We start from the raw sequence: 16409 nt of genomic DNA on the forward strand, positions 1-16409 counted from the left end.
TTGATGGTGGAAAAGACGTTTCCTGAGGCTTTCCCGATCGCACTTCGCTGTCAGTCCGTGAATGCTGTTTCGGCACTCAGGTTGAATTCCGACTATGTATCCGGCCAGTTTTCGGTCAACATTCTCGGCGAGACCTTGCGCATACCCAACCGAGTTCATCTATCGGCAAGGCCGGAGTTCCCGGGACTGAGCCTGTTCGAGCGGCAGATGGCCCTTTGCTTGCTCACGCGCAGCACGGACGGCTTCCAACGCCAGGCCGCTCTGCAAGAAGTCCTTCGCATCAATCAGCCCTGGTCCATTCCCTTCGTAATCGCGCTGATCGGCGAATACGTCGTCGAAATCATCCGGGATATCCACGCGGCTCTACTCGACCTGGAGCGGGACGTCGTCTCGGCATTTATCAGGGCGAACCCGGTGTTTTATATGCTCACGTGTGATCGGGTGATGAGCTATTGGGACTGCTACTACCGTTGGCAGTTTTCGCGCAGTGATTACGTGGGCTTCAAACTCTTGCGGGAACTGGGTGCAATGCGTGATCTCGAACAGTGCCGTCCCCGAGAGGCGGCGTCGATAGGGACTGGCGGTCTCCGTGACCTGTCCAACTCCCACTAGTCCTCGTCCAGGTTCTCCAGCGTCCTCAGGGCATTGAGCGTTTCGCGCAGCGCCCGGTCGAGCCGCTTGTCGCGGCGAAGCACGAGGGCGGAGCGGCGTGAGAAGGGCGGCGTAACCTGCCGCACCTCCAGCCGTTCGCGATCCCCGGCGCGCAGCGCGATCTCCGGAACGAGGGCAGCACCCAGGCCGGCGGCGACCATTTCCTTGATCGCATCGACGCTGCCGAACGACATCAGCGGTTTGACGTCGGTGCCGCCCGACGCCAGCCATTCATCGGTAATCCGGCGGGTGTTGGCGCCCGGTTCGTAGAGGATCATCGGGTACTTCGCCAGGGTTTTTGCGGTCACGCTCTCGGGGAGATCGGTTCCCAGAGGGGCGATTGCGACGAAGCGTTCGTCGAAGAGCGGCGCGACATCGAAGATGCGGCCGGTGACGGGCAGGGTGACCAGTCCGATATCGAGCAGGTTTTCATCGACCGCCCGGACGATGTCGGCGCTGTTGCCGGTCGTTACCGTGATATCGAGGTCGGGGAAGCGGCGCTTCAGATCGGCGAGCAGCGGCGGCAGCAGGAAGGCGCAAGGGGTAGCACCGGTGCCGAGCCGCACCCGGCCAAGCACGCCCTTGGCATGGCGCGCCACCGCTTCGATGGCCTGGCTGGTTGCAGCCTCGATGCGGCCGGCATGGGCAAGCAGTTCCTCGCCTGCCGCACTCGGCCTTGCCGTGCGGCCGACGCGCTCGACCAGGCGCACGCCAAGCTGTTTTTCCAGCGCACGCACCTGCAGGCTGATTGCCGGCTGCGTCAGCCCCAGTCGCTCGGCGGCCGCCGAGAAGCTGCCGAGTTCGGCCACCAGCGCGAAGGTTTTGAGATAATCGAGATCGAGGGTGCTCATATCAAAGTTTCTCTTATGCGTTAGATATGAAAGCTAAGCTTCTTTTATGGAATGTCGAGGCGCAGACTGTGCCCATGGTGAGAAACAAAACATGGGTGTTCGACATGTTCCGGGAAATCGGCCTTTATCTCGTCGCCTCGCCGCAGTCGCGGTACTGGCAGTTGCAGCAGTTGCGCGAACTGGACGCGGAGCGCCTTGCCGACATCGGGATCACAGCGGGAGAAGCGCAGCTTGGAAGGCGCAAGGCAGCCCCGATGCGGGCGCGAGAGAGCGCAATGCCCCCACGGCATGCCGAAGCTGTGCGGGCAGGGGCGATGTAGGCGCTGCAGGTATGGGCGACGATTTCGCCTCTTGAGGCGGTGGGGCGAGGGGCGCCGGCCAAACGCGTGAAAGCCTTGGCTCAATCCGACGCTAATCCCAGCTTTCGATCGTGAGGCCCGGCCAAAGGGCGCGCCAGCGATTGACCTTCCACTCGTATATCTCGCGCGTGATCTGGCTCTTGTTGGCCCGCACGATGGGGGCCAGCAGATCGCCAAGGCCGAAGGGTGCGCAAATGTCGAGCCCGTCGTCGGCCGGGCGAATGCCGACAGCGGTGGCTGTGGTCGGGAATGTCGCGATGGCCTCTTCCATCGAACTATAGGGCTTGATCGGGCTGCCGAATTTCTCCCGGTACCAGAGATGGACACGCGCCTCGTTCTTGACATCGATCCGGACGGACCAGTCAGTGAACAGGTTTCCGATCCGGGTGGCGTGCGCGGCCTCCGCCTCTTCGGAAAGGTCGTCAGCGTCGAAATAGACGACGTCGATGTCGCTGATCCCATGTGCGGGAGGCAAATCGAAGGCATGGTTCCAGACGGTTTGTGCGATTGCCCCGGCCACCAGCCAGCCAGCCGGCAGGGCAATCTTCTCCCAGTTTCCGAGGATCGGAGAAAGTAGCGGGCTCTTGAGGACGATGGCCCGCAGCTCCTCGTGCCCGCGCATCGGAATTTGCCTTCGGTCTGAGAGGATCTCAGCATCTGCCATGTCACGCCCTGGATATCGAGAATCCGTCGAGCCTGATATCGCCCGCTGTCTGCACGGTTCCAGCGGCGATCCACACGGGATCTCCAAAACATTCGACCCGCCTGCCTGTGACGACGATGCCGTCGCCGTCGTTGCAGGCGACGATCGGCTGTGCCGTATGCGTGCTGTAGCGCAAGAGCGCGGGCAGGTAAGTGTCGTCGTCGCTGAGATGCGGAAAGAACGCGAACGGCACGAGATCGAGCGCGTCGCCGTCTGCCATGTCCTCGGGTATCAGGCCAATGAAGAGCGCGTCCGTCGTGATCGTCGGGGCCATGAGGATGGCGCCGGCGCTGACGCCGATCAGGATGCCGCCGGCGAGGGCCCAGTCTCGGATCGGACCGAGCATGCGGCTTTGCTTCAGCCGTTCGAGAAATCCGCCGGTATGTCCGCCCGAAAGGTGAATGGCATCTGAGGCGAAGAGTGCTGCGATGTCTTCTGCCGAATGGGGCTCGTCGAGATCGTAGAACAGCGCGAGATCGAGGCCGTATCGGCCGTAATAGGACCGGGCAGCAAGGAAGAAGCTGCGGTCCGGCTCCGGGCCGGATGCGACATAGGCGATGCGGCGTCCCGGCCCAAGCGCCTCAAGCATTTCCACGAGCCTTCGATCGATCGCCGAACATTTCGGGAAAAGCTGATCGCTGTAGAGGACGAGGTTGACCATCTTGACCTCCTGCTTTCCCGCGCCTGCGACCGCACGGGATTGTCCAGTCTTCACACCGTTCCCGAACGTTCCGTTTTCTAGCTTGCCCGTGCAGGCTGCTGCGATACACGCCGCCCATAGCGCCAGACGCCGAGCCAGCTGAAATAGTTGAGCAGAAGCAAGAGCAGCAAACCCAAGAAACCTGATATCAAGCCTTCGTCTCCGGGTTGGGGTGAGGTGATGAGTGAGACGAGGTCCCAAACCTTGGCCAGCGAGGTGTAGAGGCACCAGCCAGCGAGAAACCAACTGAACGGCCGCCACAGCGGAAAGGGCGGGATCTTCAGGTCGAAGGCGTAGGCAAACAGCCCTATCGTGACCGCAAATTCCACGACCAGACCTACATAGAACAGCGCTCGGTCGGCGGACGACAGCTGGCGTGCTATTTCAGGTGGCAACGTGACAAAAGCCAATGACAGGAGAAAAATGAAAATCAGCCCGTAAAGTACTGCAAACGCTTTCTACATCGCGAATCATCCCGGTTGCCCGGTTGCTATCTTCGGTGGTGGCACTCGATTTGTCCACGGCCCCGCCGAGGGCCGCGCGCCGCTTAATCCGCACTCAGCGCCACCGCCGGCTGCAGGCGTGAGGCGTTGCGGGCGGGCAGGAAGCCGAAGGCGAGGCCGGTGAGGAAGGCGCAGGTAAACGCGAGCGCCACGGGTCCGAGCGTGAAGGAAACGGGCATGCCGAACTGGCCGGCAAGCGCGCCGGTGCCGAGCCCGAGCAGCACGCCGAGCGCGCCGCCGATCGCCGAGACGACCAGGGCCTCGATGATGAACTGCAGCAGGATGTCGCGCTGGCGGGCGCCGGTCGCCATGCGCACGCCGATCTCGCGGGTGCGCTCGCTGACCGAGACGAGCATGATGTTCATGACGCCGATGCCTCCGACCAAGAGCGAGATCGCGGCGACGGAACCCAGGAACAGCTTCAGCGTGTTGGAGGTCTCGGTGAAGGCCTCGCGCACCGAGGACATGTTGGTGATCTGCGTGTCCTGGCGCTTGTGGCGCTGGTCGAGCAGCGCCTGGATCGTCTGCTGGGTTATGTCGATCGCCGAGCCGTCCTTCACCTGCACGGTGATGGTTCTGATGTTGCGCTGGCCGAAGAGGCGGATGCTGCCCGTCGTCAGCGGCACCAGCACCACGTCGTCCTGGTCGTTGCCGAAAGACGTCGCGCCCATTTCCGCCATCACGCCGATCACCTGGAAGGGGATCTTGTTGACGAGCACATATTGGCCGATCGGATTGTCGCCATCGGGGAAGAGGGTTTTCACCACCGTCTGGCCGAGGACGGCGACAGGTGCGTAAGTGTCCATGTCGTTCTGGTTGATGAACTCGCCGCTCGCCATTTTCCAGGATTTTGCCGTCGTGAACTGGGGCACGGTGCCGTTGGCGGTCGTCTGGTAGTCGATGTTACCGTGGCGAAGCGTGACGGAGCTCGTCATCTCGGGCACGGCGAAGGCGACGTTCGGCACTTCGAGGATCGCATCGGCATCGGCCGGGACCAGCGTCACGTTGCTGCCGCCGGCGCTGCCGCGAAAATTCGCCATGCTGGGGCGTACCACCAGCAGGTCCGAGCCCATGGAAGAGATGCGGCTCAGCACCGAATCCTGCGCGCCGGTGCCGATCGCCAGCATTGCGACGACAGAACCGACGCCGATGACGATGCCGAGCAGCGTCAGGATGGTGCGGAAGAGATTGGCCTTCAGCGCCCGGAACGCCATCTTCACCGCTTCGGTGACATCGGCGATCGCCGCCGAACCCTCGCTGACATGGTGGGCAAGGGCTGCTGCGCCTTCGGCATTGCTGCGGCTCTTCTTGGCGCGGTCGGCGACGATGCGGCCGTCATGGATCTCGATCAGCCGGTCGGCCTGTTCAGCGACCTCGCGCGAGTGGGTGATGACGATGATCGTGTGGCCCTGGTTGTTCATGTCGCGCAAGAGCGCCATCACGTCCGAGCCGCTCTGGCTGTCGAGCGCGCCGGTCGGCTCGTCGGCGAGGATCACCCGGCCGCCGTTCATCAGGGCGCGGGCAATGGAGACGCGCTGCTGCTGGCCGCCGGAGAGCTGGTTCGGCCGATGGTCGAGCCGCTCGCCGAGCTTCAGCGCTTCGAGCAGCGCCTCGGCGCGGTCGTGCCGGTCGCGCGCCGACATGCCGGCATAGACGGCCGGCACCTGGACATTCTCCTTCGCGCTTGCCGTCGGGATGAGGTTGTAGCTCTGGAAGACGAAGCCGAAGGTGCGGCGGCGCAGGGCGGCCAACTCATCGGTATCGAGGTCGGCGACGCTCTCGCCGTCGATCAGATAGTCGCCGCCGGTCGGCTGATCGAGGCAGCCGAGAATGTTCATCAGCGTCGACTTGCCGGAGCCGGACTGGCCGACGATCGCCACGAACTCGCCCGCCTCGATATCGAGGGAGAGGCCGTGCAGGACCTCGACGGCGAGATCGCCGTTGAAATAGGTCTTGCTGACGTGCCTGAGCGAGATGAGCGGGGACATGGCCAACCTCAGAACATCGGCGGCATGCGCATGCCGCGCTGGCTGCGGCCGTCCCGGGCGTTGCCGCTACTGCCGGAGCCGGTGGTGACCACGATCTTCTCGCCCTCTTTAAGGCCGCTCCTGATCTCGGCGCTGACGCGGTTGCGGATACCCACTTCGACGTCTCGCGTTTCGAGCGCGCCGGAGGCGGCGACGACGGTGACCTGATCCTTGCGGCCTTCACCCCGTGCGCCGCCCGCCTGGCCATTGCCCTGGCCGTCGCGTCGGCCGTTGCCCTGGCCGGCCGCTTCGCCGGTACCCTTGGCGGGGTGGCTCAGCGCGGCACTCGGCACGATCAGCACGTCCTTGGCGGCGGCCTGCACGAAGAACACCTGCGCGCTCATCGACATCATCAACTCGCCGTCGGGATTGGGGACGTCGAAGAGGGCGTAATAGAGCACGACGTTGTTGGTGGTGTCGGGCATCGGCTGGATCTGCCGGAGCTTGCCGACGAAGCGTTTGCCCGGCTGGCCGAGCAGCGTGAAATAGGCATCCATGCCGACCTTCAGCCTGGTAACGTCGGCTTCCGAAACCTGTGCCTTCACCGTCATGGTCGAGAGGTCGGCAATGGTGACGATGGTCGGCGTCGTCTGGTTGGCGTTCAGCGTCTGGCCTTCTTTCGCCGGGTTGGCGACGATGGTGCCGGTCATCGGCGCATAGATCTTGGTGTAGCCGAGATCGACCTTGTCGCCGGCAAGCGTCGCCTGCTGCTTGCGGATCTGCGCCTCGATGGCGTTGACGTCGGCTTCAGCGGCAGCGAGATCGGCGATCGCCTGGTCGAGCGTCGATTGCGCCACGCTTTTGGTTTCGACGAGATTGCGCTGACGGTCGATATTGGCCTGTTTCAGCACCAGCTGCGCCTTCTTGGAAATCAGCTGCGCCTGGAGATTGGCGAGCTCCGCCTGGTCGATCTCGATGCGATTCTCGATCGTTGCCGGGTCGATTTCGGCGACCAGTTGATCTTGAGTGACCTTGTCGCCGATCTCGACATGCAGCGCCTTCAACTGGCCGGAGACCTGCGCGCCGGCATCGACGGATTTGACCGCATCGAGCGTGCCGACGGCTGTGACGCTGTTTTCGATGTCGCCGCGCGTCACCAAATCGGTCACCATGGCAGCCGTTGCCGGTTCCTCGCCGTAGCGCACCCAGCCGTAATAGCCGGCACCGGCAACGGCGAGCACGACCGGCAGCCACAGCCAGCGGCGCGTGCGGCGCTTGCGCTTCACCTTCTGCACCGCACCGGGAATGAAGGTGACGTTGGGGGTCGCGTCGTCGCGGGGCGTGGCGTCGGCTCGCGCCGTCTTGGCTGTCTTGTTCATCGCATGCGCCTAACCGGCATCGTCGATGCCAAAATGGATAGGTCAAAAATAGAAGCGAATGGACGCGGCGAAAAGCATTGAGATCATTATATTTTCGTAATCTTCGTCATCGGCCGTGCGGCAAAGGCGCCCATGACAGGTGGACGCCCTCGGGTTTCGATTGCGAAGGGCGGGTTTGTCAGCCGCACGGGCCAATCAATGCGGCGACATCCACGACGGCGCCGTGGTGATCGGCAAGGCCGGCGAGCTCGGCATCATGCAAGGCGCGCGCCGGGACGGTTCCGTTCGGCGAGGGCAGGTCGCGGGTGGTGCAGGCGTCGGCTGCAATGGTGATGCCGTAGCCCAGGTCCTTGGCGGCGCGGGCTGTCGAGGACACGCAATTGTGCGTCATGAAACCGGCGATGATAACAGGCGTGCCGGCCGGACCGACGATCTCGGCAAGGTCGGTACCCGAAAAGGCGTTGGGCCGCGGCTTCTCGACGACGGTTTCACCTGCAAGCGGCGCCAGCGCATCGACGATCGCGCCGCGATGCTGCGCCCGGTCGAACACGCCGCCGGCCGAACCCCGATGGGCGACATGGATGATCTTGGCGCCCGCGGCACGGGCTGCGAGCAAGAGCTCGCGCGCCTTCTCGACGGCGGCTTCCGGTTCGAAAAGCCGCAAGGGGCCGGCCAGGTATTCGTTCTGATAGTCGATCAGGATCAGCGTCGCATCACCCAGCGGCGGCGGGGTGAGCGTGACGCCGGCGAGCGTGAAGAGGGTTGCCGGGGCGGCGGGCGAAGAGGTGGCGGAATCGGACATGGGAAGGCTCCTTGGTTTGGTCGAAGTGGCCGTTGTGAACCGGGTCGTCAAAGCGGTCTGTCGATGGGCTTGATCTTAGCGACTGCATTGATGCAGAGTGACCCGAAGTTTTCGGAGGATGATCTGCATGAATGCAGGGACGTGGGCAGATCTCGAGCTGCTGGATCATCTGGTGCGCGGCGCGACGCTCAGCCAGGCCGCCCGTTCGCTCGGCGTCGACCAGACGACGGTTTCGCGCAGGCTCGCAGCGCTGGAGCGGCGGGTGGGGGCAGCACTCTTCGACCGCATCGACGGCCGGCTGACGCCGACGCCGGTGCTTGCCCCTGTTGTCGAGCGGTTGCGGACGATCTCCGAAGAAGCGTCGCTGGCGCTCGCGACGCTTTTGCGGCGGACGGCGGAATTGAAGGGCCAGGTACGGGTGACAAGCATCGGCTTCGTGCTGAGCGCCATCCTGGCGCCGTCGCTTGCGCGCCTTGAGCAGCGGCATCCGGGCCTCACCCTTGATCTCGTTGCCGACAACCAGATGCTGAGCATTGAGCGGCGCGAGGCCGATATCGCCATCCGCATGGCGCGCACGGGCGAGGATTCGGTGCGGGTGAAAAGCCTCGGCACGCTTCGCTTCCGGCTTTTCCGGCCAAAGGGGCTGGGGACGGGGCCTTGCCCGGTCGTGCGCTACGGTCCGGGGCTCGCCCACGTGCCGGAGATGCAGGCGCTTAACCGGCTGCGGCCGGATGCGCGCGTGGCGCTGACCGCCGACAAGCTGGAAATCCTGATGGAGGCGGCGCTTTCGCTCGGCGCCGAACTGATGCTGCCGGAGGTTTCGGCCATGCGCGACCCGCGCTTCGAGGCGGTGGACGAACCGGAGACGACAGCCGAGCGTCCGGTCTTCCTGATGATGCATCCGGAGAGGGCGCGCGTGCCGAGCGTGGCGGCGGTGGCGGCTTTCATCGAGGAGGCGGTGCGCGGGTGGAGGTAGTCGGGTTCGTTCACACGGATCCAAGCTGCGTTCGGTTCTGCCCCTCACCCTAGCCCTCTCCCCGCAGGCGGGGAGAGGGGACGCGGGCGACGGCTGCCCACCACTGAGGAGCAGCTGTCGGAGAAACGTCGACGTAGAACGGAGCCTTAGCGGGGAATCGGGGGCGCTTATTGTTGGGGCGAGCGGGCGCCGCACGCTTCCTTCGCCCCGCTTGCGGGGAGAAGGTGCCGGCAGGCGGATGAGGGGCAATTCCCTCACCGCGCGGATGAGGGGCGCCGTCGTTGAACCAGGAGAGCACCAAAACCACGCATGACAGGCGATCGTCGGCGGTGATCGATCAATCCGCCGAAAACTCCCGTACCAGAGCGTCGAGCGCCCCCGGAGCCGCGACGTCGACACAGCGGATGTTGGCGGCCCGGGCGGCCTCCAGCATGTCTCTGTTCTCGCGGATCGAGCGCTCGATGAATTTATCGATTATTGCGGCCTCCGGCTTGTCCGCATTACCGCGGCGGGGTTCTTCCAACATGCGCCGACGCAGGAAATCGTTATCCGCGTAGAGGAAAAGAGGGAGGACTTCACCGTGTTCGAGTTGAGCCACATATTCCGGTCTAAGCGCGGCGCCCTCCAGCACGAACGGCTTTGCCAGTTGCCGATGGCTTTCGATGATCTGGCGGATGCGCGGCCACATATTCTCATGGTGAACCTTCAGGAACCAATGAATGGTCTCGTCGGACAGGCTGGCATAATATTCGGCGACTTGCGGGCGGACCGATGGCCACGGCCTGCCGGGATGGCGGCCCAGATTGTCCGTCGAGATCAGCTCGCGACCGAGAGAGCTTGCCAGAGCGCTAGCCAATGTCGACTTGCCGACGTGCGAACTTCCTCCAATCAGAAGACCCAGGGGCGGTTGCTGCATGCGTTGAACTCCATCGATATCGAGTGATCGATCTTGCCGTGATCAGCCCATTTGGGCGGTGGCAGGTCGATCTCGTTCAGTCGGCTCGAAACCTATGGGCTCCGCCTTTCGCCGTCACCGCCGAAATTTCGCCCCGTTGTGAGAATCGTCTTGACGCCTCCGGGGCGCTTCACTAGAAGAGTGCGAACCGTACCGTACGGTACTGATCGGGAGCGAGGCGACGTGCAGATGACTGCGGCGATAAGGGAGGCGAATGCCGGGGAGGGGCTGACGGAACGTCAGGGCGCCGTTCTCGAACAGGCATTGCGTCTTCTGGTCGATGGCGGCGAAAAGGCGCTGACGACGGCCGGCATCGCGCGCGCTGCCAATTGCTCCAAGGAAAGCCTCTACAAGTGGTTCGGCGATCGCGACGGGCTGATCTCGGCGATGATCGGTTTCCAGGCGAGTAAGGTGCGCACCCAGGACGTCGCCGCCAGGGCGCTCGATGCCGAGAGCCTTGAGCGTCATCTGATCGTGTTTGCCAAGGACCTGCTCGAGGTGCTCGCGGGCGACGTGTCGCTGGCGCTGAACCGGCTGGCGATCGGCCAGGCGAGCCGCGACGGCTCCAAGCTCGGCCATATGCTGCAGGAGCGCGGGCGCCGGCAGATCGGCCGCCGTGCGGCCGCACTGCTCGAAGCCGGGCGCAAGGCGGGGCTGCTGACCTTCGACGACGCCGACGAGGCCTATGGTGCGCTCTACGGGCTTGTTGTCTCCGACTGGCATCTGAAGATGCTGCTCGGCGAAGAGGCCGGCGAGATGAAGAAGAGTTTCAGCCGCAAGGCGGAGCAGGCGGTTTCAGCCTTCCTCGCGCTTTACGGCACGAAAAGGTAACTGCAGCGCCGCGCTTCGTGAGAAGCGCAAAGGTCGCTGCAGCACAAGGAATGGCAGCGCCGCGCTTCGCAAGAAGCGCAAAGGTCGCTGCAGCACAAGGAATTGCTGCATGGTTCCTGAGCCATGTAGCGGAGACAACTGACAACAACGGGAAGGACCACTAAAATGCGCGTCTATTACGATCGTGATGCCGATATCAACCTGATCAAGTCGAAGAAGGTCGCCATCGTCGGCTACGGCAGCCAGGGCCGCGCCCATGCGCTGAACCTGAAAGATTCCGGCGCCAAGGAAATCCGCATCGCGCTGAAGCCGGGTTCGGCAACGGCTGCCAAGGTCGAGGCCGACGGTCTCTCGGTTCTGTCGGTTGCGGAAGCCGCCAAGTGGGCCGACCTCATCATGATGGCAACCCCGGACGAACTGCAGGCCGAAATCTACAAGGCCGACATCGCCGGCAACATCCGTGACGGCGCTGCGATCGCGTTCGCCCACGGCCTTAACGTTCACTTCGGCCTGATCGAGCCGAAGGCTTCGCTCGATGTCGTCATGATCGCGCCGAAGGGCCCGGGCCACACGGTTCGCGGCGAATACCAGAAGGGCGGCGGCGTTCCCTGCCTCGTTGCCGTTCACCAGGACGCTTCGGGCAACGCTCTCGACCTCGCGCTCTCCTACGCCTGCGGCGTCGGCGGCGGCCGTTCGGGCATCATCGAAACCAACTTCAAGGAAGAGTGCGAAACCGACCTCTTCGGCGAACAGGTCGTTCTCTGCGGCGGTCTCGTCGAACTCATCCGCGCCGGTTTCGAAACGCTGGTTGAAGCCGGTTACGCTCCGGAAATGGCCTATTTCGAGTGCCTGCACGAAGTGAAGCTGATCGTCGACCTGATCTATGAAGGCGGCATCGCCAACATGAACTACTCGATCTCGAACACGGCCGAGTGGGGCGAATACGTCACCGGCCCGCGCATCATCACGGCAGAAACCAAGGCCGAAATGAAGCGCGTCCTCACCGACATCCAGACCGGCAAGTTCACCTCGGAGTGGATGCAGGAATACAAGTCGGGTGCGGCCCGCTTCAAGGGCATCCGCCGCGTCAACGACAGCCACCAGATCGAGGAAGTCGGCGCCAAGCTGCGCGGCATGATGCCCTGGATCGGCAAGAACAAGCTGGTCGACAAGGCGAAGAACTAAGCCTTATCGAACGATTGAATGAAGGAAGCCGGGGCAGTGCCCCGGCTTTTTTCGTGACGTGGGCAGGCCATTTGCAAAACCGCGTCATTGCTGCCGGATCGGCGCGAGATTGGTCGAGGCAGACGGGTGGCAGCCTGACGGCGTGCGGCGGCAAGATGCAAGCAGTCGGCCTGGAGCATCCTGCCTGAAGTGAAACCAGTTGAGACAGAAAGATGGGCTACTGCATGTTTCCTTTAATCGTGGCCGGTTAAAGGACAAAAACATGCAGCACTTCAAAGTGCTACAGCGACCTTTGCGCGTCTGATAAGACGCGCGGCGCTGTAGAACCAAAGCACTCGAGCGTGATTGGTGCGATCATCTGAACGCACGGCGCCCTAGACGACTTCCCAGAGAAACCGAAGTAGATCCAAACAGAGACTCCCAAGCAGGTCCAGCCAAAAGCCAGGGAAGGCGACAAAGGCCGAACCGGCGCCGAAGCCGACCACGCCGAAACCGAGCGCTCCGTCCCAGCCGTGACCTTGCCAGCCGAGCAGGGCCCCGAAGGCGGTCGCCGCACAGACGACTGTGACCCGAACGATAAACAGGAACGTCTCGCGCATGCTTGCCTTCCTGGCTGAGAGCAGAACAATCTATGGTTCACTTCAGCATATAAGTTCGCGTATGCGTAATCGCCAGGGGCCAGGAGCGAGGAGGTCCGAAGAGAGGGCCGTTCCGTTTCGGCTACCGCATGTCTCCTTTAATCGGCTTCGATTAAGGGACAAAGACATGCAGCAAATCAAAGTGCTGCAGCGACCTTTGCGCGTCTGATAAGACGCGCGGCGCTGTACCTCGGGTGTCAGTCCCGCTGCGCCGCCAGGATGAGATCGCAGGCGGCCGTAATGTCGTCGACAACCGCCGAAGGCGCCGGCTGGAAACGCTGCTCATCGCCATCGCGATATTTGCCGCTGCGCACGAGGATCGCGGTGCCGATCCCGGCGGCAAGCGCACCGGCGGTATCGCTTTCGGCATCGTCGCCGATCATGGCCAAATCGGCCGGGTCAAGGCCCATGCTCGCTGCTGCTGCCAGGAAGAAATCGGCAGAGGGTTTGCCGAAGAGCTTCGCCTTGATACCGCTCGCATGTTCCAGCGCCTCGACAAAGGGGCCGGCATCGAGGCTCAGCTCGCCGTCGCGATCACGGAAGAACCGGTTGCGGGCGAGCGCCAGCAGCGGCGAGCCAGCCATCAGGGCGCGAAACGCGGCGTTGAGGCCCTCATAGCTGAAGCGCTCCGCGGCATCGCCAAGCACGACGGCGACGGGGCCGTCCATGCGGCAATCGGCGAAGTCTTCCTCAAGCGCGGGATGAATGAGCAGGTGCGGCTGGTGGCTGTTCGCCTTGAGCCAGGCGCGCGCGGCGGCAACCGGCGTGAACACCTCGTCGGCAGCGCAATCGAAGCCAAGGCGCTGCAGGTGAGCGACGATCTGGCGTTTCGACTGGCGGGTGGTGTTGGTCAGGAAGCGGACGGGGAGGCGAGCTGCGCGCAGCCGCAGCACCGCCGCGATGGCACCCGGCAACACCGTGTCGCCGTCATAGAGCACGCCGGAGAGATCGAGCAGCACGCCTCTTGCCATGGCAAGAGACTGCCTGAGCGCCAGACCATGGTCAACGTTGGGCGGCGGACGCCTCCCAATCGGTCCGCGCCTATCGCGCCGGCACCTTGGGGACTGGCTGCTGTCTTCCCACTGCACGCGGGAAGGGGCGGCGGTGCCGCCCAAAGGTCAGACTGCCTGCCAGGCCTGCAGCCGTTCCACCGTCGTCGTCGCCCCGCCGCAGACGATCATCAGCACGCGCTCGAAGCGCAGGAGTTGATCGGCGTGCTCGTAGGCGATGGCCAGGGCGGCGCCGCAGGCGGGTTCCACCAGCACGCGGTGGTCGTCGAGGAAGCGGGTGCAGGCGTCGACCGCCGACTGGTCGCTGACGACGACGCATTCGACCGGCCGGATCTGGCTGATCTCGAAGGCACGCTTGCAGACCTTTCGGGCGCCGAGCGAAGTGGCGACGCCGCTGATCGAGGGAAGCTCCACCAGCTCTCCCGCCTTGACGGAGGCGAGGTAGGACGCGGTGCCTTCGGTCTCCGCGGTGACAATAGGAATTTCCCGGAGCCCGTTGCGCTCCAGTCCCTCGGCGACGCCCGACAGCAGCCCGCCGCCGCCGACAGAGAGCACGACAGCATCGAAGGCGAGGCCGGCCTTGACGACCTCGTCGATCATCGTCGCGTGCCCGGCCCACAGCAGCGGATCGTCGAAGGGATGGATGAAAGCGGTCTCGGCATCGGCGGATGCGAGCGCGCGGGCATTCGCTTCATCCCAAGCGGCGCCGTGGACGATCACCTCGGCGCCTTCCTGGCGGATAAGCGCCTTTGCCCGTTCGGTGGTCGTTTCGGGAACGAAGACGGAGACGGGGATTGAGAGCTGGCGGCCGGCATAGGCAACCGCCATGCCGGCATTGCCGCCGGAGGAGGAGACGAAACGCCGCTTGCCGTTTCGCGCATGGTGCTCGCAGGCAGCACCAACGCCGCGGATCTTGAACGAACCGGGCGGCTGCAGCGCCTCCATCTTCAGCCAGATGGAGCAATCGGACGCGAGGCTTAGCGGGCGGGATTCAAGGAGGGGAGTTTCGAGGTGAAGTGCCATGGGATGTTCCGTTGAGCGCGCGGTGCTGGAGGCCGGTTTGTTGCAATGGCTCCTGCGGGAGAATCTTGAAGCAATTCTCCCCTGATCGCTAGTTCAACGCAACACGGGGAGGTGTGCAGTCGCGGATGGCCGTGTCCTGTCGTGGGATACGATGGGTCTACCGCGCCCGTCACCAGAGAAGGCCGCTCAATGTCATGAGCGTGATGAAGAGCAGGGACAGGACGAGCGATGCCTTGATGGCTGCCAGAGTATAGTCGTATCGGCGAAGTCTGTGTGTGAGCGTCTGGAACATGTGTTCGTCCAATCGTAAGGGATCTGCGGCTCCTCGCCGTTCGTTCAAGCGCAATGCGGCGCCCGTAAAATGTAGCGCCCGTAAATTGGCTGTGGCGAGAATGTCTGCTCAGCCCCCGAACACACCCGGTACACACCCGTTCGGCTCACGGTTGCCTCTCGCCTCCGCGCAACGTCGCGGACGTACTGCTGTCGATAAAGGAGGAAATTGGCGGTCGGGAGCCCCCCACCGCGATATGCCAAGTCGGCCAGTGTCGATCGTCGAACCATGCGCCTCAAATGTGTCCAGCACAAGGGAGATCCCCTTCGAAGGGCATCCCTTCGACGTTCCGGCACTCATGGCCTGTCCGGGTTACGGGCCTGTCCGGATTTCGGGCCTATCAGGATTTCGGGACCTTGCCGGATTTCGGGCGCTTGCCGGGACGGGGTGTCGGGTTCAGGGGCGATATCGCGCCCGGCCAGGGGAGGCGTCGGGCACCGGTGTAGCGGGTAATCGCGCTGGGTCTTTGCGGCGCGCCGCCGTCGTTTTCCCACTGTTCGAGATTTGCGGTTTCAATCTGCCGCGGGGTGCGCAGCCCATCCCGGTTCTGCAGTTCAGCAAGCAGGATATCCGCGGTGGTAACGCCCGCCTGGAACCTTCTGACAAGGAAGACGGCGGCAAGGCGAAGGCTGTCTTGATCGTCAAGGTCGACGCGCTGATGAAAGCCCGCGCGCCGCAACACGCCATCGAGCATTGCCAGGTCGGAGGGAGCCAATGGATGCCGCTGAGCGGGTGACATGAAGCCACCTCCTGTTGACGGGAAACGTCGTTTTCGGCGCGTCCAGGGCGCCGTACGTTCATCTGAACGCACAAAGGACTCTCCGACAATTCTCTCCTACTGCATGTCTCCTTCAATCGATCTCGATTTAAGGACGAAGACTTGCAGCAAGTCAAAGTCTACGGCGACCTTTGCGCGTCTGATAAGACGCGCGGCGCTGTCGGTGCTTGCGCAAGTCCTTATTCCCATGTCCGGGCTTGCGCGTTCGGTTTCAGTCGATATTACGGCCGGCGCGATTTTCGGGATGGTTTGCTTGCGGGCACCTCCGCAGGCGGTTCGGCGGCGGCGCGCTCAAGGCGCTGGGCCTTGAGCTTCTCGGTCTTCTTGTCGCGGGCGATCTTTTCGGCAGCAACGATTGCTCTCGCCGTGTGATCGGTGGCGGAGGCCTTCTCGCTCGCGGAGGTCTTGGCCGGTTTAAATGCCGTGTTGGGGTGTGGCGTCATGACCTGTCTCCTGAAACGGGCGGATTTTTGCCGACCCCAAGCCTCAGCGCGAAGGTCGCGCTGCCTTCTTGGGTCCCGGCAGCAGGCCTTCGCGCTGGAGCTTCTTGCGCTGCAGCTTGCGCTGGCGCCGTACCGCTTCTGCCTTTTCGCGGACGCGCTTTTCCGAAGGTTTCTCGTAGCTGCTGCGCGCCTTGAATTCACGGAACAGACCCTCGCGCTGCATCTTCTTCTTCAAGATGCGCAAGGCCTGGTCGATGTTATTGTCCCTAACGAGTACCTGCAAAAGATGTTCTCCTGTTGTCGGTCGCGGCTTTCCCTGTAGCC

Annotated in this window: 20 protein-coding genes; 5 read left to right on the forward strand and 15 right to left on the reverse strand. The window is 63.5% G+C overall.

From position 1 onward, the window contains the following. Positions 1-3: 3 nt before the first annotated feature. The gene (locus ASE60_RS24080; protein ID WP_057253693.1) at positions 4-612 is read left to right on the forward strand and encodes a hypothetical protein; all 609 of its coding nucleotides are present in this window, start codon (positions 4-6) and stop codon (positions 610-612) included. Here ASE60_RS24080 and ASE60_RS24085 read toward each other — a convergent pair. After that, positions 609-1502 (reverse strand): LysR family transcriptional regulator, encoded by an 894-nt coding sequence (locus ASE60_RS24085; protein WP_057253695.1) that lies wholly within the window; start codon positions 1500-1502, stop codon positions 609-611. The genes ASE60_RS24080 and ASE60_RS24085 overlap by 4 nt on opposite strands. A gap of 74 nt (positions 1503-1576) precedes the next feature. Here ASE60_RS24085 and ASE60_RS24090 point away from each other — a divergent pair, with 74 nt between their 5' ends. Further along, positions 1577-1822, forward strand: a complete 246-nt coding sequence (locus tag ASE60_RS24090; protein WP_162261323.1) for a hypothetical protein — start codon at positions 1577-1579, stop codon at positions 1820-1822. Positions 1823-1913: 91 nt separating this feature from the next. On the opposite strand, the gene ASE60_RS24095 is transcribed toward ASE60_RS24090, so the two are convergent. The 6 genes from ASE60_RS24095 to ASE60_RS24120 all read right to left on the reverse strand — a co-directional run bounded on the left by ASE60_RS24095 (position 1914) and on the right by ASE60_RS24120 (position 7915). Then, entirely contained in the window at positions 1914-2483 is a 570-nt protein-coding gene (locus ASE60_RS24095; protein WP_057253699.1) for a nucleotidyltransferase family protein, read from the reverse strand. 43 nt (positions 2484-2526) lie between these two features. Then, on the reverse strand, positions 2527-3225 hold the full coding sequence (locus ASE60_RS24100) for a Type 1 glutamine amidotransferase-like domain-containing protein (RefSeq protein WP_057253701.1): 699 nt from the start codon (positions 3223-3225) through the stop codon (positions 2527-2529). Positions 3226-3302: 77 nt separating this feature from the next. Next, complete coding sequence (locus ASE60_RS24105; RefSeq protein ID WP_057253703.1) at positions 3303-3593, reverse strand: hypothetical protein; 291 nt, start codon at positions 3591-3593, stop codon at positions 3303-3305. Positions 3594-3811: 218 nt separating this feature from the next. Next, positions 3812-5755, reverse strand: coding sequence for a MacB family efflux pump subunit (locus ASE60_RS24110; protein WP_057253705.1), 1944 nt, complete (start codon positions 5753-5755; stop codon positions 3812-3814). Between the two features lie 8 nt (positions 5756-5763). Continuing rightward, positions 5764-7113 (reverse strand): efflux RND transporter periplasmic adaptor subunit, encoded by a 1350-nt coding sequence (locus tag ASE60_RS24115; RefSeq protein ID WP_057253707.1) that lies wholly within the window; start codon positions 7111-7113, stop codon positions 5764-5766. A gap of 178 nt (positions 7114-7291) precedes the next feature. Further along, positions 7292-7915: a cysteine hydrolase family protein gene (locus ASE60_RS24120; RefSeq protein ID WP_057253709.1), complete on the reverse strand. Its 624-nt coding sequence runs from the start codon at positions 7913-7915 to the stop codon at positions 7292-7294. A 127-nt stretch (positions 7916-8042) separates the two neighbouring features. Between ASE60_RS24120 and ASE60_RS24125 the strand changes: the two genes are divergently transcribed. Further along, a complete protein-coding gene (locus ASE60_RS24125) occupies positions 8043-8891 on the forward strand; it encodes a LysR family transcriptional regulator (RefSeq protein ID WP_057253710.1) in 849 nt (282 codons plus the stop codon). A 337-nt stretch (positions 8892-9228) separates the two neighbouring features. Here ASE60_RS24125 and ASE60_RS24130 read toward each other — a convergent pair whose 3' ends face one another. Continuing rightward, positions 9229-9807, reverse strand: coding sequence for a hypothetical protein (locus tag ASE60_RS24130; RefSeq protein WP_057253712.1), 579 nt, complete (start codon positions 9805-9807; stop codon positions 9229-9231). A gap of 222 nt (positions 9808-10029) precedes the next feature. Between ASE60_RS24130 and ASE60_RS24135 the strand changes: the two genes are divergently transcribed. Both ASE60_RS24135 and ilvC read left to right on the forward strand, forming a co-directional pair. Beyond that, the gene (locus tag ASE60_RS24135) at positions 10030-10677 is read left to right on the forward strand and encodes a TetR/AcrR family transcriptional regulator C-terminal domain-containing protein (RefSeq protein ID WP_057253715.1); all 648 of its coding nucleotides are present in this window, start codon (positions 10030-10032) and stop codon (positions 10675-10677) included. 165 nt (positions 10678-10842) lie between these two features. Then, positions 10843-11862 carry a ketol-acid reductoisomerase gene (ilvC, locus tag ASE60_RS24140; RefSeq protein WP_057253717.1) on the forward strand — a complete coding sequence of 340 codons (1020 nt, stop codon included), beginning with the start codon at positions 10843-10845 and terminating at the stop codon, positions 11860-11862. A gap of 374 nt (positions 11863-12236) precedes the next feature. Here ilvC and ASE60_RS24145 read toward each other — a convergent pair whose 3' ends face one another. The 7 genes from ASE60_RS24145 to rpsU all read right to left on the reverse strand — a co-directional run bounded on the left by ASE60_RS24145 (position 12237) and on the right by rpsU (position 16368). Further along, on the reverse strand, positions 12237-12461 hold the full coding sequence (locus tag ASE60_RS24145) for a hypothetical protein (protein WP_057253719.1): 225 nt from the start codon (positions 12459-12461) through the stop codon (positions 12237-12239). A gap of 236 nt (positions 12462-12697) precedes the next feature. After that, the gene (locus ASE60_RS24150) at positions 12698-13471 is read right to left on the reverse strand and encodes a TIGR01458 family HAD-type hydrolase (RefSeq protein WP_057253721.1); all 774 of its coding nucleotides are present in this window, start codon (positions 13469-13471) and stop codon (positions 12698-12700) included. Between the two features lie 147 nt (positions 13472-13618). After that, positions 13619-14533, reverse strand: coding sequence for a pyridoxal-phosphate dependent enzyme (locus ASE60_RS24155; protein WP_057253723.1), 915 nt, complete (start codon positions 14531-14533; stop codon positions 13619-13621). 169 nt (positions 14534-14702) lie between these two features. Next, positions 14703-14825: a hypothetical protein gene (locus ASE60_RS36070; RefSeq protein WP_255571031.1), complete on the reverse strand. Its 123-nt coding sequence runs from the start codon at positions 14823-14825 to the stop codon at positions 14703-14705. Between the two features lie 379 nt (positions 14826-15204). Then, complete coding sequence (locus ASE60_RS34810) at positions 15205-15603, reverse strand: hypothetical protein (protein ID WP_156414711.1); 399 nt, start codon at positions 15601-15603, stop codon at positions 15205-15207. A gap of 260 nt (positions 15604-15863) precedes the next feature. Next, a complete protein-coding gene (locus ASE60_RS24165; protein ID WP_057253726.1) occupies positions 15864-16085 on the reverse strand; it encodes a hypothetical protein in 222 nt (73 codons plus the stop codon). A gap of 43 nt (positions 16086-16128) precedes the next feature. Beyond that, a complete protein-coding gene (gene rpsU, locus ASE60_RS24170) occupies positions 16129-16368 on the reverse strand; it encodes a 30S ribosomal protein S21 (RefSeq protein WP_057253728.1) in 240 nt (79 codons plus the stop codon). Positions 16369-16409: the final 41 nt, after the last annotated feature.

This window comes from Ensifer sp. Root278, from assembly GCF_001429285.1.
Taxonomy (GTDB): Bacteria; Pseudomonadota; Alphaproteobacteria; order Rhizobiales; family Rhizobiaceae; genus Ensifer.